Genomic DNA, 23,469 nt, shown 5'->3' with positions numbered 1-23,469 from the left:
CTTATATTTGTGTTTTATCCTACTTAGAAAAACGGGGAGGTATTGGCAAAATTCGGCGTGACTTCGTAAGTTAGTGTGTATTCCGAGCCGCTGCCACTCAAGTTAACTATTTCTGTCAAGGGATCGACGCTTGTCGGTTGAATAGTATGACTACCTAGAAAGTCATCGCCGCCAGCTATTTCTTCTACACCAAAAATACCACCGTCTTCGTCGTAAAATGAGATGGTTGCTGTATTGTCGAACACAAAAGAATTCTGAATATCGTCAACGAAGCCCTCGGTTTCGTCAAAATAGACCATATCCCCGGTATTCAAATCATCTTCCCAAACCTTTTCGCCATTGACCTTGATATACAGCTCATCATCATCGTTAAACCAACCGTCTGCACCAGTTTTATTGGCTTCTAAAGAGATTAGTCTCAAAAAGTAGCTCATGATTTGATCTTCTCCAAAAGTAGAATGCACCTAAACCTTTCGGGCTAGGCTTTGAATGGAAAGTTAAGCTGCTTGGCTCTTCTGCTATTTTTTAATCACTCGAAAGAGCTAATTTCCTAATTCCTTGGGGATAATTAAACTTAAATTGGTTTTTACTCAAACTCTTTTTGGGAAGTCGGAGGCTCTTAAGAATGAATCATGGTTGAATGCACTTACCAATTCTAAATACTTAATTACAAAACTTTAGAAGTTTAACAAAAGATTAATTTACGTAAAAGAAATGGGTAAAACCTGAGAGCCTTGTTGAAGCGAGCCAAAACGCCAAGACTGGCGCTCTAATCTAGCTTTTCACAATCCCATTAAGATCTCTGGTGTCGTTGTCAGCGGTATCAAGGAAGCTCCAAGGCATAATTTGGTAGATAATGGCATTCTGCCACTATTCTCCATGGTGTTCTGCATCATTTGCATCTTCCTATCGCCAAGCTCAACGGTTGATGAGGAAACTGCGCCAGCATAATCTCTCGCCTAGGCGCATTTAACCTGATTATCAAAATTTTTTTCCATCCAAGTCTAGAGAATCGCCGGATTCTCCCACATCTTCCCTAAGTAGGAAAGTATGTTGCCGACTATCCCTTCTAAACTTTACCAAGATCTACTGCTAATTTTCCCAGATTTTCTTGACGCCATCTAGCATCTGCTTTGCGGTCAGTTGGCAACTCCAAAACTCGGATTCCTTGTTGAGTCGGAAGTGGATTTAGCAACTGCTTTAACTGTTCCCAAGACTCAATCAACTGATATTCAACTCCGTAAGTAAGACATAACTGAGAGAAATTGACGTTTTGCGGGGTGGCGAAGAATTCTTCAAAAGGTGGGTCAAATTTAGCAATAGGTAACATTTCAAAAATGCCGCCCCCATTGTTATTAATTAAGATAATAGTTAAATGACCAACAAACTTATTTCTTATTAGAAAACCATTAGTATCGTGCAACAGAGATAAGTCTCCGGTGAGCATGACACTGCTTTGGTTACGGTGAGCAATACCCAAGGCTGTCGATAATGTGCCATCAATGCCATTAGCACCTCGATTAAACCAAGGCTGGACACCAGTATTGCCAGGGAACCAAAAGCACTCAACGTCCCTAACTGGCATGCTGTTGGCAATAAATAGTGGTGTTCCTGAGGGCAAGATTTGGGAAAGTAGCCACGCCGCTTTACCTTCAAATAACCGATTCATGCTGACCATTTTCTGGTCAATAGCTGACTTTACCCGATTCTGGGCTTCACACCATCTTTGTCGGTAACTTAAGCTTGAATACTGTAGAGGCAATAGTGACTTCTCATATTCACTGGCAAATTTAAACTTTTGTAGCTGCCAACTTTTAGTCCCTAACTCCTTTAACCAACTACCAAGCTCTTCTACAGATATACGCAGATGGATTGTTTTGCCATGGAGGGGATCGAGGTTGTGGTGATCTGGATCAATAACCCAACGTTGGGGTTGATATTCATCTAACCAAGCCTGGAGATTTTTACTGATTGGTAGTTCACCTAGATGAATTACCATTTCTGGTTTTAGCCGTTGCGCAAGTTGGCGATTACGCAAGATAATATCGTAGGTAGAAATTAGATCGGGGTTGAGTTCTGCATAGTTTCTGACTGGTGAGAGTCCCTCCGCGATTACAGGCCATTCTAAGACTTGAGAAATCTGGGCAACTGCCTCACAATATTGCCTGGGGCTTTGGGGTTGGGCAGGTCCAGCAATGATCATACCCTGGTTACATTGCCGCCATTTGTGGATTGTGTGTCCCTGGTCTTTTGTCATTAGTCCTGTTTCTTGCCGCAATGAGCGACGAGTGATCCCAGCGAAGAATTCTTCGAGTTGAAAGATGGGTGGTAAGGTATCAATGTCGAGTTGAGGTACAGGTGCTAAGGGTTCACGAAAGGGAATATTAAGATGAACTGGTCCAGGAATAGGAAACAGCGATCGCTCCCAGGCATGAACAACCGTTTGCCGCAGATAACTAAGCATCCCGATTTCTACAGAAGGAACTGCTAATTCTGTTTGCCAATTGGGGTAGTTGCCATATAATTTCAGTTGGTCAATCGTTTGTCCTGAATGACAATTTCTCAGTTCTGGGGGACGATCAGCAGTTAAGATTAACAAGGGTACACGACTCTCAGTCGCTTCAATCACCGCTGGGTAAAAATTAGCGCCTGCGGTTCCAGAGGTGCAAATCAGGGCAACCGGATGGCTAGTCGCTCTGGCGACTCCTAAAGCAAAGAAAGCCGCAGAGCGCTCGTCCAAAACCGGAATAGCTTCTATCAGTCTTTGCTGGGCAAAAGCAAGGGCTAAAGGGGTCGAGCGTGACCCTGGACAAATGAGAGCTGTGTTTAACCCTAGGCGCTTTAAGGTTTCTGTCAAGATGGACGCCCAAACGGTATTAGTGTTGCGAAAATCAATGGCCATTAGCGACGATGGAATAGAAGTAATCGGTGATTCCAGGCAAAGACTGATTTCACTCCCACTTTTAGAAAATACTTTGGCTAGACTGGCTTTTAGATGAGTAGGGGAAAAGCTAATGTGGTTACCACCGGAATTTCTGACTCGGATAGCTTATGATAAAAAACTTTCGCCTAAGGAAGAGGATGTTCTGATCGAACTGTTTAGTAGAGGAAAAAGTAGAATACAGGTTGCGGAAGCTCTCCATATTTCTGAGAGTTCCTTAACCACTCATCTAACCGGGATTTACAAGAAATTCAGGATTAGTGGCAGTGGACCAGTTAAAGCTCCTCGTTTACAGGAATACCTGATAAATACATATTTACAATCGAATTCATCAAATTCTTCGGTATCAGAGCGAACTTTGAGGGATTAATCAACAAGCTGTAATAAAACATTATTGGTTAACAATAGTTAAGAGATAATCTGCTCTCTTTCTGAGAAGCTTCGGTTGCTTCACTTAAGAATGAAGTAATCGATTAAGACTAGCCTCCATCGCTAGGGTAGTTTGACCAGAGACACTGAAGACCAGCGCCTCTCGATAAACTCGCTGTGCAGCGTGATATTTATAGTTAGCAGTGCCACTAGAAACTATCACTGCTGCCTGACTACACCTTCCTGCCAGATTGATTGCCCAAGCTCGCAGTTGCAGTCGTTCTTCAAAAGAAAGAGCTTCTGGAGGCAAAGCCTGTATCATAGCATCCTCACAGCGATTGAATTCCTCTTGCAGGGAGTCAAAAGCTTGGTTGAGGAAATTTAGTTTTTTGTTACGGGCTGTAGCTTCCATAATATCGAGTCCTGCTTGAGCGCATCCCAAGGACAAAAAACCGGGTTGTATAACATTTTTTTTGTCTTTTTCGTGAATTGCACCTTGAGGTTTGAGCAAAACTACTTGCTCTGAGGATAGAAACCAATCGGTAAAATTAGCACTAACCGTATTAGTTGACTCCATTACCGCTAGTTGCATCGGCTCACTAAAAGTAATTGCGCCACCCGCATTAGAAAAAGTATCCCTCAAAGGCACCATGCCGTAAAGTTCCTGACCATCAGGAAGCATTGCACCCACAATAAAGTCCTTAAAGAAGCCAAAACCTGTTATCCAAGGAACCTGTCCTTTGATCTGATACCCTCCTGCTAGGGGAATTGCTCTCACTAAAGGGTTGCCTCGGCGCCGTAATTGGGAAAAACCAATACCAACTAATACTTGACCTTTACCCATTAAAGGTAAATACTGCTGTTTTAAGGACTCATTCTCACTTTGGCTGAGCAATCCGGCAGCGCTCTGGTGTTGGATTTGTAGAAACCCTAAAGCCCCAGAGTAGCGTACCACTAACTGTAAAAAGCGGTGATAGATTTCTTGGCTTACTTGGGCACCCCCCCAGGATTGGGGAACCTTTAGTGCCAGTAAAGAATGCTTCCCCATGCCCTCAAGGGCATCTTGCAAAACTTCGACAGTACTATCAATTTCTGAAGCTAAAGGAGCAACCGACTCCTTGAGGTAAGACTCAGCCACGTCTAGCAACTCTTGCTGGTCATCTTTTTTTATTTCGTGAGCAATACCTTGGTTCTTTGCTGAAGGTGACATCTAGTAAACCCGACCTAAAAAGTTAAACTATAACACTCTCACACTATAGGAATCTGCCACAGGCTTTGGAGAGGGTTAGCTTGATTCCTGCAGGAGATCTATTTTTTTCCAACATCGAACTGTCAAGAAATGCAATTCAATCAGGATCAGGAAACATCTTGATCTAGAATCCCCTCATGTAGTATATACTGTAGTACAGATAGCCTTGATTACAAATTCAGACAATGAGCCTAACAACGCTACAACTTGGCTAATTTAAACCCTTTCTCAGCTAAGAGCTAGTAGACAGTAAAAACTACTGGTTTTGAAAGCTCTATGGCAATCCTTTTTTGAAGGGGGGGTTGCTAAATACTTTACAGATTTGACAAATCGGAGGTGGTCAATATGCCACAACAGCCCTATTTGTTGGCCGAAAGCTTGACATATGAACTTCCGCCAGAGCGTAGGCTATTTAAAAACGTGCAATTAAGCCTTGCTGCTGGCGATCGCGTGGCGCTTGTCGGTGCTAATGGAGTTGGTAAATCGACGCTGCTGCAAATTTTGGCAGGGCAGATTGAGCCTACTTTAGGTTCTGTGGGGCGTCATGGATCAATCTACTATTTGCCCCAAATCAGTACTATTAGGCAGCAAATTAAAGGGGATACAGTGCTTAATTTCCTCTGTTCCATCTCTGATGAGTGGTGGAAAATTAGCAACATTTTGGAGGCACAGTTCAACACCATACTAGATTTGTCTCTATCAATTGCTCATTTAAGTGGGGGCGAACTCACGAAACTGTTTCTGGCGATTGGTTTGTCTCAACAAGCCAATGTCCTGCTGCTAGATGAACCGACTAATCACCTGGATTATCTGGCACTAGAAGAGTTGCAACAGTTTCTTAAGCAGTTCGAGGGGGCATTTATTATTGTTTCTCACAAACCTTTCTTTCTCGATCAAATTGTTAATATAACTTGGGAACTCACGCCTGAGAAAGTAACCGTATACGGGGGAAACTTTTCGTTATATCGAGAACATAAACAGGCAGAATTAGCCGCAAAATTGCGAGTACACGAGGTTGCCAAAAAGGAACTAAAACGGACTAAATTCGTTGCCCTGCAAGAGCAAAAAAGAGCAGCTCAATCTCGTCGCAACGGTAATCTACAGCGCGATAGCATGCCAAAAATTGTTGCCGGAGCATTGCAACGTAAAGCCGAAGTTACAGCAGGAAAACTAAAGCAGAAGCATGAGGCAGCCATTGCAAACGCAACTCACAAAATGGCTGAGACAAAAGTTAAAACCCATAAAGCAACGAGTATTCAGCTCGAACAAAGGAGTCAAAAACACAAAAACATTCTGGAAATTCAGGGGGCAAATCTTTGGATGGTTGATCGCCTGTTGATCGAAAATATTCGCCTGCATTTGGCTTCTGGAGATCGAGTTGCGATTGCAGGGGGAAATGGTTCTGGTAAATCTAGCTTAGCCAAAGCAATTATTAACTCAAAAGAGTCGCAAGCGTTTCTGGAATCCGGCGAAGTCTTACTTTCTCCAACCATGAAAGTAGTTTATCTCGATCAAAGCTATGAATTAGTGAATCGAGATTTAACAATTCTGGAGAATATGCAAGCTACAAATCCGGAGCTAGAGTATCAATTTATGCGACAGCAGCTTGGACACTTTCTTTTTTTTAAAGATGATGTTTATAAATCAGCATCAGTCTTGAGTGGAGGAGAATTGGCGAGATTAGCACTAGCGATGATTAGCATTTGTGAAATTGATTGGCTGATTTTAGATGAACCAACTAACAATCTGGATATTCCCACCGTAGATCAAATGGTGGAAGCGGTAAATGAATATCAAGGGGCACTTTGGGTGATTTCCCACGACTTAGACTTTCTGAGCCGTATTCAGATTAAGTCTTCCTATTGGTTGCGCAATCAAATGCTGCAAAGAACAAATTATTTACCGGAGGAAACGGAGGAATATTATCAGGAGTTAATTGGTAGCTAGCAATCAGTGCATTGATATAGTAATCCCATCAAAGTTGTGCAACAATTGTCTAGTGTAGTATCGAGATATCCGCGCCACAAGTGAGTGATGCAACCCCTGCTTCTTGAGCCAGTTCCCACATCTATCTTAGAAAGATGTTACTGTCGCTCAAAAACAAAAATGATTGAGATAGGTTTATTGGTTGCGGGATGGCACGGTTCCCGTAAATCCAGTAATCGGTAATTCTGGGCATGGAACTCCTCGATCCAGGATTGTATAGTCCGGAAGTACCAGGGAGCAGGTTGAAACTCCTCATCTGCGATTCCCTGCCACGAAGTCTCCCGCCATCCCGGAGTGTAAGCAGCATCACCGTAGGCGATTATGGGGTGAAGTGTTTGAACGATAATTTTGCCGTCTACCTCTAAAAGATGAAGTCCAGCCTCTGCAATCTGAGCTAAATCTTGCTGCCCCAGAATTGAGAAGTTACAGATCAGGCAAGAAAAATTAGCTATATCACCAAATTTCTGGGATGTCAGGTCAGAGTATAAAGATACCAGAAATCGAGCATCGCCCTCGTGCCGTGCTGCCTCAATGAGTTCAGCAGAGGCATCAACTCCCCAACCATCAATTCCCTGGGAAAAGAGTTTACGACACAACCAGCCTTCACCGCATCCCACATCCAAGAAGTTTTTCGGGTGAAGTTCAATTACTGTCTCTAATATTGCTAAATCTGTCGCGAGAACCCGGCTTTCAATTTGCTGATTACGAATTACCCGTGTCCAAGACTTGGCATTATTGTTCCATGAATCTAGGAGGCGTTGTTCATTATTATCCATAGCTATAGCTATAGTTTGAATGGCACTGATTTAATACTAGTTTCGTTAAGGAGTCCTACAAATAGTTGGGCTTGAAGTAATACCCCTCTTCTGTCACTTTCCGGTTTTTCCTATTATTAATATTTTCTAGAAAGAAGGTATATTAGGTAATGCCGCGTTGGCTCATCGGCTCATCTAATTTTGGCAATTTTCCTGCTCTGATAAATTTCTAGGAATAAAAAAGTATGCGGTTGCATACTATATAAGAACTCCAGAATTCAGAAATTGCAAAAGTTTTCGGAGAGTGACAGAAGAGGACTAAGTCTCCCAGTTTAGCATGTAGTGTGCCAGATTATAGCTTCATTTGCTTATTTGACTGTTGATTTAGCATACTATGTACGGAAGAGTTGTTTTTATTAAAAATGTTTTGGAAAGCAAGTCAGCGCTAACTTAGCTTAGACAAACATTTACTTTGAATTGAGTAACATGCTCGGCTGAACCCTGGTTGGATTGAAATGCCAATTAAATTAACTTTGTTATTTCAACCCCAGGAACTGATGATCTACTCCAGGAGGTTACGGTTATCCCGCATAGTACTCAATTCCTGATAGTTCAGGTAACTGAAACTAAATTATGCCTGTTCCTTTACCACGACTATCTTTCTCCATAGTCAGCTTTCCTTGTTCATCAGTCTGATTCATTTCTTTTAATTCTTCGTTGCGTTCAGCAGTTCTTTGCTCTTCCTCTTCCCTCAAGTCACCTGGTTCATCGACATACATTTCAGGCTCGATTGCATAGTTATTTAACAAGCCTTCTTTATCGGTTGTATAGCCACTTGTCGTATCAATCTCTCCTTCTTTTTCAGGAGTATGTTTATACTGCTGACCTTCTCTTTCGATGCGAGCTGCTGTTTCTGCAGGAGTAATTCCTCTATCGTAGTTGTCGGTTTCTATTCTTTGGTTTGGGTTAGTCATAACTGCCTCCAAAATTTACTTGCTTTTTACTAATCTAGATGGTAAATAAAACCCTGATTCTACGCATCTACCGAAAGTGGAATATCAAAAATTTAACAGTGCTGCCACGACAAGAGCAGCACTTCTACCCTTAAGGATTTTCCTGACGAGGAAATTGTTGTCGTTTAGTAGATATGGTTGGGGTAGCGGACGGTAATAAATATTTCTTGCTTTTTACTGTCCAAAGAAGTCTTTGATAGCATCTAGAGCGTTTTCACCGGCATCTTCTAAATCCGAACCAGCAGACTCAGTCCTATTCTTAGCTTCACCGAGATTTTGTTGAGCCTTACCCTGTACTTCTTTCAGAGTGCCTTCTGTTTGACTAGTTACCTTGTCCAGATTACGCTCAGTTTTGCCCATCGCCTCGTTGAGCCTACCTTGAACTTTATCCGCTGTACCAGCGCCAGCTCCTTCGTCGAGAATTCCTTTTGCTTGTTGTTCTACCTCTTTAGTAGCACTAGAGCCAAGAGCAACGACAAAGGAGGGATTTTCTAGAGTGGCTGCATTGGCAGCAGGTATGAGGTTAAAAGATGTTCCTGTTCCGATAAAGGCAAGTGCTACGAGGAAACAAGTAGTCAGCAATACCTGCTTGACTCTCTGAGCTATTAAATCGACTAAGGCGTTATTTTTATTTTTCATGGATTATCTAAATTCAGGTTCAAGTTGTGTATTTAGTCTGAAGCCTAAATGTAGCTTGCCTGCATTGCTTGAAGCATCTACCAATAGAATTAATTTAGCTGATGTTCTTGCTGCACAAACGAACTAACAAGTTTTTGAAGAACTACATATCAAGTATATTTATCTTGATTATTAAATCTCTTCAGGAATTACTGTTTTTATACACCTTTGGATAGAAGAGTAAAAATAGAAACCTAGATAAATTGGTAATCGTTAGTCAAGACTGTCCTAAATTATTTAAGGCAGTCATGTAAAAAATAGAGGTTAATAAACATGAGTACCGAAGATAGAGCCAAAGCAACTGCTAAAAATATTGAGGGTAAAGCCCAGGAAATGATGGGAGAAGTCACGGGCGATCCTGGTGATAAAGCCGAAGGAAAAGGCAAGCAAGCTGAAGCCAAAGTGCAGCACACTGTAGAAAACGCGAAAGAAAAGGTCAAGAAAGCAATTGACTAGTTCTAGCGCTGTGTTGATTAGTAGGTAGAGGAAGTCATATTTGCTCCTGCTACCTCTTAAGCACGAAGAAAGCAAAAGCTTGGCGTTTTTGATACAGCGGAGGCTCAGTTACTTGGAGGTAGCTGAGCCTCCACTTACTTTATTTGCTAAGGCTGTAGGCAACCCTCCTCGACCTTAAATATGGGGATAGCCTAGGGCATAATTTACCAAATCCCTAAACTTTTTGGCTTATTTACTTAGAAGATATTTAATTATCAGGTAAGCTAAAGTTACCCTTGGGGTCAACTTGATCAAATCGAACTCCGTAGTTACCAATTTTTTTTGAAGGTTGATCGAAACTATTACCTCTATAACTTAATTCAATCATGTCAGAAGGTTTTTTACTCAGTCGTGTCCTACTTCGCTTTGATAGTGAATCTGAGGATTTAGTTGAAGATATCTCAGCCGTTACTATAACGCCTGATGGTAGTCTCTGGATTGGTTCTGACGAATTGCTTGGAGTTGAACGCTTATCTTTGGTTGAACCATACATTTTTGGTGAACATCGACCGTTTAAATTAGCAGATTTCGTCGAGCTATTTAATCAAAAAGACGAAATTGATATTGAAGGGATGGATTATTCAGATAATTATCTCTGGTTAACAGGTTCTCACAGTACGAAACGTAAAAAGACTAAAGGGAAAAAACCTGAAAAAGATATAAAAGGACTGGCAACAATTAAAACTGATTTAAATCGCTACTTACTCGCTCGTGTTCCTGTAATTAACGGCGAATTAGTTAAGTCTTGTTCTTTTCCCGAAGGTGGAGAACAAAAACTAACAGCAGCTTGCCTCCAGAAAACAGATAAGGGTGACTTACTGATAGACGCACTAGCGGAAGATCCCCATCTCGGCTCTATTGTTTCTAGCTTTCTTCCTTCCAAAGACAACGGATTAGATATTGAAGGATTAGCTGTTCGCGGCGACCAACTTTTCCTCGGCTTACGTGGCCCTGTGCTGCGAGGTTGGGCAATTATTTTGGAGATAGAAGTTGAAGAAGTAGAACCCGGAGTGTTGACACTCAAAGAAATCGGAAAAGAAGGACAGCTCTACAAAAAACATTTTGTAGACTTAAATGGCATGGGAGTGCGCGAACTGTGCCTGTATGGGGAAGATCTAATTATTTTGGCAGGCCCAACAATGGATCTAGAAGGGGCCATGAGAGTCTTTAAGCTGAACAAGGCGCTAGAGCTTTCAGGAAATACTATCTTTGGGCAAGATGCAGAAGAACTGGAGGTTTTATTTGACCTACCATTTACTTTCGGTACAGACCACGCCGAAGGTTTAGCGCTATATCCTTGTTTGGGACAACCGGACTCTTTGATGGTAGTTTATGACTCACCAGACCCCAAGAGAAGAACTGGATCAAAGGAAGTTTTTGCTGATATTTTTCGACTCAAATGATACTCTTTGATGCCTTGATCTGGTGGCTAGGCAGTCTTGCTCTCTGCTTGGTTCTCCTCACACTACTGATTATGTATGTCCGGGGTGGCTTCCGCCGTCGGTTTAAGTATCATCTAAAAAATTTACCCTCACCAGCGACAGACGAATTTGCTTTTACTGTGGCCGGTTTGTCTGACTCTTTTGTTAGCCAAGGTCAAGTAACAGGATTTTGGGTAGAAGCCGAGCAAATTAGTAAGGCTAGACTTGAGGCAATTAGCAAGGCCAAGAGTTCGATTCAGTTTGAAACCTTTTTTATGACCCCTGGTCACCGTGCTGATGACTTTGCCTTATCTCTTGCAGAAAAAGCTCAAGCTGGGGTGAAAATTCAGCTAATTACTGATAGCTACGGCGCTAAATCAATTCCTCAACAGTACTGGCAAAGACTGCAAGCAACAGGTGTTGAGGTTCGCTTTTTCAACCCCTTTAGCATCCGTGCGCCCTTAGATTATTTAGAGCGCAATCACCGTAAGTTACTGCTAATTGACGGGCAAGTCGCCCTAATTGGGGGTGCTGGAGTTTCAGATCATTGGGACGGTATGGAAGCTATTGGTGACCAAGCACCCTGGCTCGACTATGAAGTCAGTTTCCAAGGTGCAGTGATTTCCAGACTTGAGGGTCTTTTTCTGCAACACTGGCTAGATGTTGGCGGCACCGCTGACTTATCTCAAAGAAATCTTCAGCCCAACGATGCTGAGGGAGAAAAAATCCTCGTGACCCCAGGGGAAGCCCCTAGTTATCGAGATTCTTCGATTCGCACCTTCTTTCAATCGGTGATTTTGTCAGCAAATAAAAGGGTGTGGATTGCTAGCCCTTACTTTTTGCCCAATGCCAATTCCCGCGAATTACTATTGAGAGCAAAGCGTCAAGGAGTTGATGTACGTATTCTGACAATGGGACCCCATACCGATAAAAAGTTTGTTTACTATGCATCCCGCGAACTTTACGGTTACCTACTAAGTGGTGGGGTTGAAATTCACGAATACCAGCCCAGTATGATGCATGCTAAGGTCATACTGGTAGACGATTCTTGGGTCAGTATTGGTAGTGCCAACCTTGACCCGCGTAGTTTTTTCCGTAACGATGAATTAAATCTCTTTACCGCTCAAGAGCAATTATTTCCAAAGATTGAGCGCTTTTTCTTAGATGCCTTTTCTAAAAGCTGCCGTGTTAATTACACAGATTGGCAGCGTCGCTCTTTTTGGGAACAGCTTAAGGGGCGTTTCTTCCTTCTCTTTTACTGGCAGCTTTGAATTTTTTAAGATGGATGTATCTAAGTTTTCAGCAAAAGTTACGGGATTTTCCTCAAGTCTGCAAAGCGTGTAACTGTGCATAAGTTCGATTATTTGCTAACAGTTGATTGTGATTGCCCAGCTCAACAATACGCCCTTCTTCGAGGACAATAATTCGATTAGCTTTGCGGATTGTGGAGAGGCGGTGAGCCACGACAAAAGTAGTGCGGTTAAGCTTCAATCGCTCTAATGCTTCTTGAATCAAAGCCTCATTAACTGTATCAAGGGCCGCTGTCGCCTCATCTAAAATTAAAACACGGGGATTGCGGATTAAAGCACGAGCGATCGCTAGCCGTTGCCGCTGTCCACCAGAAAGTTTCGTCCCGTTTTCACCAATTGGTGTGTTGAGTCCTTGAGATAGTTCGCTAATAAATTCCCAGGCATTAGCATCCCTAATTGCTTGTTTTAAAAGTTCCTCACTGACATGTTCTGAGCCATAGAGGATATTCTCTTTGAGAGTGCCTTCAAACAAAATAGTTTCCTGAGAAACTACTGAAAGGAAGCGTCTGTAGGTTCGTAAATCGAGGGTATTCATCTCACTACCATCAAGTAAGATGCGTCCTGTAGTTGGGCGCAGAAAACCAATTATCAGGTTCAACAGCGTCGATTTACCGGCCCCAGAACGCCCGACAATTGCTACCGTTTCACCCGGTTTTATTTGTAAAGAGAAGTCTTGGAGGGCAAATTGTTGTGCACCAGGATAGGTAAAACTGACCGACTCAAAAATAAACTCACCACGCACTTGTTTAACTGGAACTTTGCCCCAATTATGTTCTACGTCTGGACACTCTAGCACTTCACCAAGACTGCGGATTGACTCAAAACCTTTACCAATTTCCGGTAGTACTGCCATAATTTGCACTAGGGAAGTGGTTAGAGAATCAAAATAGCCCGTGAGCAAGACTACATCGCCTACCGTAATTCCTAATTTACCCGTGTAGACCAACCAACCTGCGGTGAGTAGGCAAACACAATTAAACAACCGCAGCGTCACCCAAGAAGAAGCATTAGCGATCGCATTAATCGAGTCTAATTGCACTGCTGAGTGTCGCACCGTCCTCAAGCGGCGCTCAACTCTTTCTATTTCCTGGTCTTCAGCCGCATGGGCCCGCGTGACCGGAATTAGTTTGATCATTTCTAGCAATTGTGCAGACATGCCTTCTAGCTGCTGACGAAAAGCTTGATTGCGCAGCCGTATTGGCTTTTTCAGCAATCGCACCAGAGTTACAGCAGCCGGAACAGTGGCCATAAAAAAAATTAAAAACCAAGGTGCGCGAACCGCAGTAACTGCGATCGCAACCAAGATGGTGAGAATGGCAGAAGGTACATACTGAAAGACATAGGTTGTTAAGAGTTGAACTTGCTCAACATCTCGCAAGAGTTTGTTTTGTAGGGTTCCGGTGCTTTTGTACTTATAAAACCCAATCTCCAGGTTTTGTAGATGTCGGGTGATCAGTGAGCGTAAATTGGACTCCATGTTGCGGGTAGCAACGCTCATAAACTTGATGTGCAGATAATGAGTTGGGATATTCTGCACTACAGAAGCGGCAAGAATTGCCCCGTTAAGCCAGAGGTCTGATAATGAGCTTTTATCCGGGTTAGAGATGATGTCAATAACATTGGCGACTACTAGAGGCTTGATCCACTCCGGGCTATGCTTAATTACGTAGAACACCATTGACAAGCCAAGCTTACCCAAGTCTTGACGGTAGAGGATCAGTAGTGTTCTCAGGGGGCGATCGCCTCGATAAAGACGAGTGTAGGAGTAGTGGGATCGGTCAGTCTGAGAGTTAGTGGTCGGACTGTTCATGGGAAAGGCATTAACTATAGCAGTTCTCACGCTTGATCAAATACAAAGATTCTGGTTTGGCACAAGGTGTATTGCATTCGACCGAGAATCGCTATCAAGCTAATGTAAAGCCAAAACAAAAAAAAGGCGGCACAATCAGGAGATGAGCGGGAAAGGAATTACTGAACCTCTCTAATCATCAACTATATAACCCTGCAAAAAGAAACCCCCAGCGAGAAGGAGTCGCCGAGGGAGGTCATCAAGGTGCATCTACTATTTCTCTCTTTCGGTATCAGTATTGCGGTATCAGGAAAAAGTAAGGCATTCCTCTGTGGTTAGTTGCCTTGTTTTTGATCACGGGCACCATGAGTAAATAGATTGACGTGGGGCAAATTCCCACCACGCCAGGTTTCTAACGACAAACAACCATTTTCTAGTTAAGTCATTGCCCTGAAACTATGATACTTTTTGACTATTCTCTTTAATAGTTTCAATCAGTTCTGATACTTCCTCCGGAGTTTTTACAGGAACAGCAGGAGCGTCTACAGAAGGCCAAACAGTTTTGAGTTCCGTCATGCTAGTTTCGATTGCTTGATGAGCCTCAGGGTTTTCTTTGCTCATTTGATCGGAAATATTACGATAAAGGTCTTCAGAGTACAGTACAAAACCCCGTGAATCTTGATACTCAACAACCTCAGTAATTTTACCATCAGCGATCGCAGCTTCATACTCCTTCCCAGCGGTATTTAACATCCTGTTGATTACCTTAAGTACAAATTCAGGAGACTGACGCTCAGTTGCTGGTAATACCTCAATTGCCCCATCAATTTCTTGGGTAGCTTCTTGATACTGAGTGGCCAGTTCGGGAGCGTTAGGCTGAGATTTTACTGTATCGTTTAATTTGTTCAAAGTTGTCTTAAAGTCTTTGACATTGCGCTCAGGTAACTCGCCTTCTATATCACCATAAAGCTCTTCTACAGGGTGACCAATATGAGGTTCTGCTTCTTTAGGTTTTCCTTCGTCTATTAGTTCCTTAGCTACGATGAGATGTCCTTTCATTAATCCCAAAGTAGTCATGTAGTCAACATCGTCTTTTTTACCCTCTGTGGCAGCAGGTTTCTCCGCTGTGGTGTCTGTATGACCTGCATGAGAACTAGAACTATTAGTTTCAGGGGAAGAAGTGGTAGCTGTCTCCGGGTTACCGCAACCAGTTAGCGCCATTAAAGCGGCAGTAACACTCACAACATACAACGAGCGAAAAGAAGACATGTTTTTAACTCCTGGTAATAAATAAAAGACTATAGCCGTCCTCAATCCATGAAAAAAATTAACCACAGATACACAAGAGATCAAATGGAAGTTTTCGCGATTCACCTAGGATTGCTAGAGGAAAAAAAGATTTCAAATTAGCTCTTAATTTTATTTAGAAGAGTAGCAATTTTTGTCAACTAGGAATTACCTGAAAATTTCCCATACACCCATGTTCGGCAACTACATCTTGGTGCGGATGAAACATATACTCACCGGGATAAGGGTAGGAGAATTCCAAGATATGTCGTTCTGCCGTTCCCATCGTGATTACATCGGTTTCTTCATTGGGTTTGAGTGTTCTACCTGTGCGATAAACCCGGAACATATTAGCGTGGATATGAAAAGTTACCGCTGGGTCAAACTCAATCATGTTGAGCACATACAGCCGCACTAGTTGATTTTGGTAGATCTGGATGGGGTGATCTCTGTAGTAGTTGGGCAGTCCGTTAAAGGCATACAGTTCGTTGCTTTCGTCGTTGTTGATGTCGTAACCACCCATCACCAGCACCATTTCATCCGCCGGAGGACGTCCCTCTGGTGGATCAATGATGAACATGCCATAGAGTCCTTTGCTGACGTGTCGTGTCACTGGTGCAATATGGCAATGGTAAAGGTGTACTCCATAGGGTTCGGCATCAAACTCGTAAATCACCTCCTTACCTTGACGTACTGGTTTTACCCCATCCACCTCAGAACGATGATTGCCGTGGAAGTGCAAACTATGAGAATGTCCGCCTTCGTTGCGAAAAATTATCCGCAGGCGATCGCCTGCTGTCGCCCGAAGAGTTGGCCCGGGAACGCGATTATTCACATTCCAGCTAACGAAAGAAACAGCACTATTAAGCTGGAAGGTGGAACTCTCGGCAATAAGCTGAAATTCCCGAATCTTTCGCCCATTTTCATGCTTAATGGTTCCATAGTCAAAGTCTCGCAATATAGCCATGGGGTTGAAACCATTACCAGTCACTGATAGCGCTTGCTTTGTGATTGGTGGTATTCTCGCCGACACCTGTGACTTGTTCGTCAAGCCACGCCAAGAAAGCGCGGCACCAGCTACGCCAGTCCCTGTTAGTCCCCACTTCAGCAACTGGCGGCGACTCCAAGGCTTAATTTTTGGTGATACAGAAGGGTTTGACATGTACGACTATTGGTGGGGTTTAATCAGTTTGTCTTGAGTTGTCAAAGGAAAGTCATGGGTTAATAGGAGGTTAATAATGATAATTTCTCCTGAAAGCCTATCATGTACCTGGTCATATCAGCGTACTTATTCAGAAAAATTTCTGATAAATCAACGATATTTTATCTGAATAAGCAGTCCTATTTTTCAGGATATTTCCCTAAAAAAATCATACAAGCTAGTAATTGCAGCCTTTTGAGTTGAGATGATGACCTACATGAATATTCAGCTTTTTTGAGAATAGGTCTTATAATACTCCAGATAACCCTCGCCAAACTAAGAATAAAGATTAGCAATAGTCTGAACGGATGTCGAGAGGCTCAAGCCATAATTTATTGCTGAGAAAGCACCACTGTACTGCCTACTGCTGTTGAGTGGGGTGTGTTTCGAGTGCGCAACAACCAACTCAAAAGGGGAGGATTCTCAAATAGCCGTAAATCAAGCTAATGGTTTCTTAAGAGGGCATCTGGGCTGTATTTTTGAGAATGAAAATCATTCCATTTTTTTGCCCCAGGTTGAGTCATCAGAAATTACAACCTTATCTATACAACTGATTTAAAGGTGTGAGCAAGCAAAAGATGTCTACAAACTTTTGTCGATTGTGGCAGATTAGCCCAGCAATTTTAGGGGCAACATTCTTAGTTGCAACTAGTGCGACGGCGACAGAAACGAAACTGATACTTGAAGAGACTCAACATCAAACAGTTGAGGCTTCTGTTGATGATCATCAGCAGGTACTGGTAATTACTTCTCCTACAGATGTTCAACTAGAAACCATTCTCGGAGAGGAATCCTTAGAATTCTCCCAGCAAAAGGACGAGGGAAAATTTACTCATTTAAGTGAGAAAAATTTTGTAGCTCAAACACCTAGGGAGATTAACGAAGCCAGTGTACTAGAACAAATCAACCGCTACAGCAACGAGAGTGATACTAGCTCCCTCGACCAAATTACCAGTGTCAATCAGCTTCGGGATGTTTCCCCTGGCGACTGGGCTTATGAAGCCTTGCGATCGCTTGTAGAACGCTACAACTGTATTGTGGGATATCCCGATGGCACTTACCGGGGTCAAGCACCCCTAAGCCGTTATGAATTTGCCGCTGGTTTGAACTCCTGTCTCAACCAAATTGAGCGTTTAATTCAAGAAAATAACTCTGTAGTTACCCGTGAGGATTTAGAGCAACTGCAACGACTCGTCAGTGAGTTTGAAGCCGAACTGGCAACTTTGGGAACGCGAGTTGATAACTTAGAAGGGCGCGTGGCGTTTCTGGAAGATCATCAGTTTTCCACGACAACCAAGCTGGGAGGAGAAGTTGTTTTTGGTTTGGCTAGCGTTGTTACAGGAGATGATGTTGACGGCAACGAAGTGGATAGAATACCTGTTCTGGGTCACCGGACGCGTTTAGAGCTCAATACCAGCTTCACTGGTCAAGATTTATTATTTACACGACTGGCAACAGGTAACTTTCCCGAATTCTCTGAAGTCACTGGTACATCTGAAGGAGAAATTGGCTTTGCCCAACCTGAAGATAATGATGTCGGCGTCGAGGTTCTCTACTATCGTTTCCCCTTGGGCGATAATACAGAAGTCTTAATTGCTGCCACGGGGGGTGCATCCGATGACTTTGCCAGCACTGTCAACTTTTTAGACGGAGATGGCGGTAGTGGTGCTGTGTCCGTGTTTGGCACTCGCAACCCAATTTATTACCCCTTTGGAGATGCAGGAATTGGCATTACCACAGAACTAGGTAGTAGTTTGGAGGTGAGCGTAGGGTATCAAGCAAGTGAAGCCAGTGATCCAGCTAACGGCAGTGGCTTATTTAATGGCCCCTACAGTGCTTTAGCCCAACTAGTCTTCAAGCCAACTGAGCGCATCAACTTGGGTCTGACCTATCTTCACGGTTACAATCAGCTTGATACTGGTGCTGGTAGTAATCTTTCCAACTTCCGTTCGTTTACTGAAGATCTCATCGGCTCTGAGGTTCCTACTTATAGCAATTCCTACGGAGTAGAACTATCTTGGCAACTAAGCAATAATTTCGTCCTCGGTGGTTGGGCTGGCTATACTAACGCTGGCACTCTATCTACTCTGGGAGGGACAATAGAGCGGGGTAACCTCGATATTTGGAATTGGGCTGTTACTTTAGGTTTCCCTGATTTGGGTAAAGAAGGCAACCTGGCAGGAATTATTGTGGGTATGGAGCCGAAAGTAACTGGTTCTAGCATTAATATCAATGGTAATAACCTGGAAGATCAGGATACTTCACTGCACTTCGAGGCTTTTTACCAGTATCAGCTGACGGATAATATTGCTATTACACCTGGAGTTATCTGGATTACGGCTCCTAATCACAATGAGGACAACGAAGACTTGGTAATTGGCACTGTGCGAACCACTTTTGCTTTTTGATATTGAGCCCAAATCCCCGACTTCTGAAGGAATCTGATTGGTGAAGTCGGGGATCTGCTGGAAAATACCGCTCACCAAATGAGGCTGGTAGCAAAGCTTAGAAAGAGAAGGTAGTGCGCAGTACACCTACTGCCGTAGTGTCGTTGTTGGCGTCACTTTCTGGATTAAACAGAACGAAAACACCGGGCGTTACACTCAGACGGTCGTTGAGCTTAAAATTGTAAAAAGCCTCCAAATGGTAAGGAGTTGCCCTGTCAACACCGGGTTTGCTCAGTTCTGCTGCACCGTCGGCGTTAACCCGATGCAGTGGTTGCCCAAAGAGTAAACCTGCTGTGTTGCCGTCCTTCAGTACGTCCTTAAAATATAGACCTGCCATCCAACTGCTGAAGTTGGAAGAAGCATCAGGGCCAGCAACAGCATCCACGAAGAAGTATGAACCATAGCCTGTCAAAGTGACTTTTGGCGACAAACGCCAAGCTACAGTAGCACCCACGGAATTAATATGTACAGGTGTATTAAAAGGGTCTGATCCAGGAATAAACAGAGGTTCCGAAGAGAAGCTGGTGAGTCCGAGGGCCATGATATTCAGGTCATGGTAGCTGTGGGCATAGTTAATACCCAGATCAATACTGTCGGTAGGATTAAGAGTTAGCTGGGCGGCTGCAACCGTACTACCGCCAAAAAAGCCTGCCCCTAGAACATTATTGTCCTCCTGGCTAGGAATTGCAGCGTTAACACTACCGTACAAAGCACGCAAATCTACTCGCTCAGAAATTTTCCAGATGAAACCAACTGGTGATGCTAAACCCCTTTGAGAAGTCCCACCTGAGATTCGTGCTACCGGGTTGAGGCTAGCAAAGCGAGAAATTGCTCCTTGCCCTTCACTAGAAAAAGGAACAATTGTTGGGAATGCGTCGGAAACTTCGGCAGCAGTTCCAGCAAAGAGAGTGAGATTTTTGACGCCTGGAGCTGGGAAAACGTAAAGTAGCTTATATAGTCCAATTGAATTAGAATCAATTGCCGACAAATCTTGAGGATTGAATCGGGGAAACTGAGGCTCAAAGCTGAGTTTGGTTGAACCTGCGCTCAAAAAAGATGCGCCGGGAAACAAAGTATTTTGAATACTGCCCGAACCGTCTACAGCACCTCCAAAATTGTCCGCTTGTAAACCAGTGATTAAGGCATCTTTGCCTGTAAAACTAGTAGTTAAATTTAAGCGGACGCGGTTAACTAAAATTATATTTGGATCATCACCTGCAACACCATCACTATCGTCTTTGTCACCACCAGTAGCACCAACAATTGAGAAGATAGCCTCACCGCTGAGTTTAGTAGTAGTAGAAAACTGATCTTCTTCTAAAGAAGCGACACGTCCTTCCAATTTATCTACGCGTACTCCCAGGGTTGTCAGTTCCACCTCAAAGTCATCAACCAGCCGTTGCAATACGGTTAAATCTTCTCCATTGATTGAGTTGGTGTTACTCGCAATTAATCTCTCAATCACTTGCATACAGGCATTTAAGCCCGCTGCAAACTCATAACGAGTCATGGCGCTGCTACCACGAAAGGTGCCATCTGGGTATCCAGCAATGCAGCCATAACGCTCTACTAAGCTTCTGAGTGCTTCATAGGCCCAGTCTCCAGGTTGAACATCCGACAGTTGAGAGACGGAGTTTACCTGTCCCATTGATTCGGACAGTTGAGAGACAGAGTTTACCTGTTCCATTGACGATGAATCTGGGGAACTACTCTGCGGGATTTGAGCTACAGAGTTAACCTGTTCCACAGGGGATGAATCTGGAAAATTACTATCTAATATTTGAGCTGGAATTGTAAAATCAACTGGGGAATTGTTATCTGCTATTTGAGCTGGAATTGTAAAATCAACTGATGGCAAACTATAGTCCAGAGCTATAGTTGTTGACTCTAAATTCAAGGTCTCAGTAGTCCCAGCGATCGCAGATAGTGTTCCCCAAGATCCACAGCTAGCTAGTAAGCAGAAGAAACTCGTCCCACTAACACAAGTCAGTCGATTTTTATTTTTATTCATAGTAAAAATCTCACACCAAAAATTTCAATAGCGATTTTTATTGCTTTTGGTAGATAACCCTTAAGCATCGCTAAAGCATTCCACTTTATTGTTCCCAATAAGGCGGACTTTCGTAGCAGCTATTCACCGTTTTTTAAAAAACCTAGGCAATCATCTGAGAACAAAGAGCTTTTTTGCTAGAAAGGTAATAAAATCCAGAAGTTAGAACCCTAATAGTTAGGTAAGATGATCACCAGAAAGACCTGGTAGTCTCAAAAAAAATTGATACACAATCCTGCGGCAATTGCTTTAGATTGCAATATCTTAGCCTTAAATAATAGTAACATGCAAATTTGCCTCAAAAGGCTTTAATAGCAAGAAATATCAGGTTTGCTAACCTAATGAGGTATATTTAATTTTCTTACCTATTCCCTAATCCTATTCGGGTCAGGAGGCGGAGTGGTGAAATAGGTTAATTCCTCTTTGCATCTCCCCCATCCTCCTTGTCCTTCATTCATCCCCTGATTGCGTAACGCCAAGGGAAAATCAATTAATTATCCCCAGAGTAGGTATTACCGTTACATAACGGGACTTAAACGAAAATAAAGAGTTAATAAAGGTATAATTTAGGTACTGGCAGCCATTTGACATTAGAGTGTAAGACATGAAAGAGACAACCCCCGCCGCCATGCCTCCTTGCTTCGATAGATGGTGCAAACGCTTTGATGATGTCTGGAGACATCAAGCGCAAAAAAGGGAGTTTAGGAACTATATTGGGGGATTATTAGGGGAAAGTGAAGGAAAAAACCTGTCTCAAATGGCGGATAACGCGGTGGGAGTGACTTACCACCGATTACATCATTTTTTAACGGAAGCCCCCTGGAATGCTCAACAGGTAAATGAGCGGCGTCTACTGGTGATGAATCAGTGTAGCCCAACCCGAATAAGTAGAGGATTCACGTTAATTGTAGATGACTCAGGACATAGGAAAAGTGGCAATTTCACGGCGGGAGTAGGACGACAGTACATTGGAGAAATCGGGAAGACAGACAACGGAATAGTAGTGGTAACAACTCATCTATATGATGGGAAAAAAGCCTACCGTTAGATATAGAGTTATCTCAACACGCTAGTTCTTTAGCTGAAGGAAAAAAGATATTGAATTCCAGAAAAAGCCGGAGTTAGGCTTAGCATTAATTGACCGCAGCATGAACAGAGGATATCGACCGGGTATCGTATTAATGGGACTTAGACAGATTTCAAGCCCAAACAAAGCCCAAAGCAGCTTTGTGAGCAAAGAATACGTCCCGATTGTGGTTCAACCACTCCATAAAACGAAAAGACATCGCTGTCCGAAACGCCTCTAATGCTTCAGTAAAGGTGTTTAAAGGTTTCGATGCCCAACGCCGTCTTAATCCTCCGGTTAAAGTGTGCCATAAAATAAATGTATAGGCACAAAACACAAGCATGAAATGTCTTATCAGGCTTCTATAATCTCTGACTTGATATTCAGATAAACCCAACCAGCCTTTGGCTTCCCGATAGAAAACTTCTACCCAATTTCTTTGAGAGTAGGTAGTTACTATCCAATCGGCTGTGGCTTTTGTTGATTCAACATTGGTAATAAAATAGTCAACATCACTAGCTTGGTCGAAGGTTGAGGCATTCATGACGATAGCAATTGTTCTCTTTCCTTCAAGCTGTGAGAGTTCAACTTCTACAGGAGCCACCCAAACGGTTTCAGTTTATCTAGATTGATTTGAACAGGGGTAAAATCTTTTGGCGACAAGGATTCGGCTAACTTATCTAGGCGAATCTCTTCTCGTTGACTTATCCCTATTTCAATTATCACCTTACGGTTTTTGGCTAATCCTCCTATATACTTGAGTTTCCTTTTTTCCAGTTCCAGCAAAAACGTTGTGTTATTTCCATACCCAGCATCAATTAATACGATACCCGGTCGATATCCTCTGTTCATGCTGCGGTCAATTAATGCTAAGCCTAACTCCGGCTTTTTCTGGAATTCAATATCTTTTTTCCTTCAGCTAAAGAACTAGCGTGTTGAGATAACTCTATATCTAACGGTAGGCTTTTTTCCCATCATATAGATGAGTTGTTACCACTACTATTCCGTTGTCTGTCTTCCCGATTTCTCCAATGTACTGTCGTCCTACTCCCGCCGTGAAATTGCCACTTTTCCTATGTCCTGAGTCACCTACAATTAACGTGAATCCTCTACTTATTCGGGTTGGGCTACACTGATTCATCACCAGTAGACGCCGCTCATTTACCTGTTGAGCATTCCAGGGGGCTTCCGTTAAAAAATGATGTAATCGGTGGTAAGTCACTCCCACCGCGTTATCCGCCATTTGAGACAGGTTTTTTCCTTCACTTTCCCCTAATAATCCCCCAATATAGTTCCTAAACTCCCTTTTTTGCGCTTGATGTCTCCAGACATCATCAAAGCGTTTGCACCATCTATCAAAGCAAGGAGGCATAGCGGCGGGGGTTGTCTCTTTCATGTCTTACACTCTAATG

Annotated in this window: 16 protein-coding genes and 2 pseudogenes; 7 read left to right on the top strand and 11 right to left on the bottom strand. The window is 43.0% G+C overall.

Features of this window, described 5'->3' with window-relative positions; genetic code table 11:
• Positions 1–23: 23 nt before the first annotated feature.
• Together ACT7WV_RS07815 and menD are read right to left on the bottom strand one after the other, a co-directional pair.
• Positions 24–434 carry a hypothetical protein gene (locus tag ACT7WV_RS07815; protein WP_445102358.1) on the bottom strand — a complete coding sequence of 137 codons (411 nt, stop codon included), beginning with the start codon at positions 432–434 and terminating at the stop codon, positions 24–26.
• Positions 435–1,069: 635 nt separating this feature from the next.
• A complete protein-coding gene (gene menD, locus ACT7WV_RS07810) occupies positions 1,070–2,902 on the bottom strand; it encodes a 2-succinyl-5-enolpyruvyl-6-hydroxy-3-cyclohexene-1-carboxylic-acid synthase (RefSeq protein WP_445102357.1) in 1,833 nt (610 codons plus the stop codon).
• 112 nt (positions 2,903–3,014) lie between these two features.
• On the opposite strand from menD, the gene ACT7WV_RS07805 reads away from it, so the two are divergent.
• Positions 3,015–3,311, top strand: a complete 297-nt coding sequence (locus ACT7WV_RS07805; protein ID WP_445102356.1) for a LuxR C-terminal-related transcriptional regulator — start codon at positions 3,015–3,017, stop codon at positions 3,309–3,311.
• Positions 3,312–3,395: 84 nt separating this feature from the next.
• On the opposite strand, the gene ACT7WV_RS07800 is transcribed toward ACT7WV_RS07805, so the two are convergent.
• A complete protein-coding gene (locus ACT7WV_RS07800) occupies positions 3,396–4,520 on the bottom strand; it encodes an acyl-CoA dehydrogenase family protein (protein WP_445102355.1) in 1,125 nt (374 codons plus the stop codon).
• Positions 4,521–4,904: 384 nt separating this feature from the next.
• On the opposite strand from ACT7WV_RS07800, the gene abc-f reads away from it, so the two are divergent.
• A complete protein-coding gene (gene abc-f, locus ACT7WV_RS07795; RefSeq protein ID WP_445102354.1) occupies positions 4,905–6,506 on the top strand; it encodes a ribosomal protection-like ABC-F family protein in 1,602 nt (533 codons plus the stop codon).
• A 137-nt stretch (positions 6,507–6,643) separates the two neighbouring features.
• On the opposite strand, the gene ACT7WV_RS07790 is transcribed toward abc-f, so the two are convergent.
• From ACT7WV_RS07790 to ACT7WV_RS07780, 3 genes are all read right to left on the bottom strand, one after another.
• On the bottom strand, positions 6,644–7,321 hold the full coding sequence (locus ACT7WV_RS07790) for a class I SAM-dependent methyltransferase (RefSeq protein ID WP_445102353.1): 678 nt from the start codon (positions 7,319–7,321) through the stop codon (positions 6,644–6,646).
• Between the two features lie 605 nt (positions 7,322–7,926).
• A complete protein-coding gene (locus ACT7WV_RS07785) occupies positions 7,927–8,274 on the bottom strand; it encodes a hypothetical protein (RefSeq protein WP_445102352.1) in 348 nt (115 codons plus the stop codon).
• 213 nt (positions 8,275–8,487) lie between these two features.
• On the bottom strand, positions 8,488–8,952 hold the full coding sequence (locus ACT7WV_RS07780; RefSeq protein WP_445102351.1) for a CsbD family protein: 465 nt from the start codon (positions 8,950–8,952) through the stop codon (positions 8,488–8,490).
• Between the two features lie 312 nt (positions 8,953–9,264).
• Between ACT7WV_RS07780 and ACT7WV_RS07775 the strand changes: the two genes are divergently transcribed.
• The 3 genes from ACT7WV_RS07775 to ACT7WV_RS07765 all read left to right on the top strand — a co-directional run bounded on the left by ACT7WV_RS07775 (position 9,265) and on the right by ACT7WV_RS07765 (position 12,178).
• A complete protein-coding gene (locus ACT7WV_RS07775) occupies positions 9,265–9,447 on the top strand; it encodes a CsbD family protein (protein ID WP_445102350.1) in 183 nt (60 codons plus the stop codon).
• 365 nt (positions 9,448–9,812) lie between these two features.
• Positions 9,813–10,889 carry a DUF3616 domain-containing protein gene (locus tag ACT7WV_RS07770; RefSeq protein WP_445102349.1) on the top strand — a complete coding sequence of 359 codons (1,077 nt, stop codon included), beginning with the start codon at positions 9,813–9,815 and terminating at the stop codon, positions 10,887–10,889.
• Positions 10,886–12,178, top strand: coding sequence for a phospholipase D-like domain-containing protein (locus ACT7WV_RS07765; protein WP_445102348.1), 1,293 nt, complete (start codon positions 10,886–10,888; stop codon positions 12,176–12,178). The genes ACT7WV_RS07770 and ACT7WV_RS07765 overlap by 4 nt, the downstream gene beginning before the upstream one ends.
• Before the next feature lie 52 nt (positions 12,179–12,230).
• Here ACT7WV_RS07765 and ACT7WV_RS07760 read toward each other — a convergent pair whose 3' ends face one another.
• The 3 genes from ACT7WV_RS07760 to ACT7WV_RS07750 all read right to left on the bottom strand — a co-directional run bounded on the left by ACT7WV_RS07760 (position 12,231) and on the right by ACT7WV_RS07750 (position 16,455).
• Positions 12,231–14,027, bottom strand: a complete 1,797-nt coding sequence (locus tag ACT7WV_RS07760) for an ABC transporter ATP-binding protein (RefSeq protein ID WP_445102347.1) — start codon at positions 14,025–14,027, stop codon at positions 12,231–12,233.
• A 435-nt stretch (positions 14,028–14,462) separates the two neighbouring features.
• Positions 14,463–15,275, bottom strand: coding sequence for a hypothetical protein (locus ACT7WV_RS07755; protein WP_445102346.1), 813 nt, complete (start codon positions 15,273–15,275; stop codon positions 14,463–14,465).
• 175 nt (positions 15,276–15,450) lie between these two features.
• Positions 15,451–16,455, bottom strand: coding sequence for a multicopper oxidase domain-containing protein (locus ACT7WV_RS07750; RefSeq protein ID WP_463424152.1), 1,005 nt, complete (start codon positions 16,453–16,455; stop codon positions 15,451–15,453).
• A 617-nt stretch (positions 16,456–17,072) separates the two neighbouring features.
• Here ACT7WV_RS07750 and ACT7WV_RS07740 point away from each other — a divergent pair.
• Positions 17,073–18,902, top strand: coding sequence for an iron uptake porin (locus tag ACT7WV_RS07740; protein WP_445102343.1), 1,830 nt, complete (start codon positions 17,073–17,075; stop codon positions 18,900–18,902).
• A gap of 97 nt (positions 18,903–18,999) precedes the next feature.
• On the opposite strand, the gene ACT7WV_RS07735 is transcribed toward ACT7WV_RS07740, so the two are convergent.
• Positions 19,000–20,952: an iron uptake porin gene (locus tag ACT7WV_RS07735; RefSeq protein WP_445102342.1), complete on the bottom strand. Its 1,953-nt coding sequence runs from the start codon at positions 20,950–20,952 to the stop codon at positions 19,000–19,002.
• A 643-nt stretch (positions 20,953–21,595) separates the two neighbouring features.
• Here ACT7WV_RS07735 and ACT7WV_RS07730 point away from each other — a divergent pair.
• Positions 21,596–22,175 (top strand): annotated as a pseudogene (locus ACT7WV_RS07730) (IS701 family transposase); the annotation flags it as partial.
• A 15-nt stretch (positions 22,176–22,190) separates the two neighbouring features.
• Here the strand turns inward: ACT7WV_RS07730 and ACT7WV_RS07725 are convergent.
• A pseudogene (locus ACT7WV_RS07725) lies at positions 22,191–23,453 on the bottom strand (IS701 family transposase).
• Positions 23,454–23,469 lie beyond the last annotated feature (16 nt).

Source organism: Symploca atlantica LB2515 (assembly GCF_052546295.1).
The sequence above is the reverse complement of the archived record's forward strand: the minus strand, read 5'-3'. Positions and strand labels throughout refer to the sequence as shown.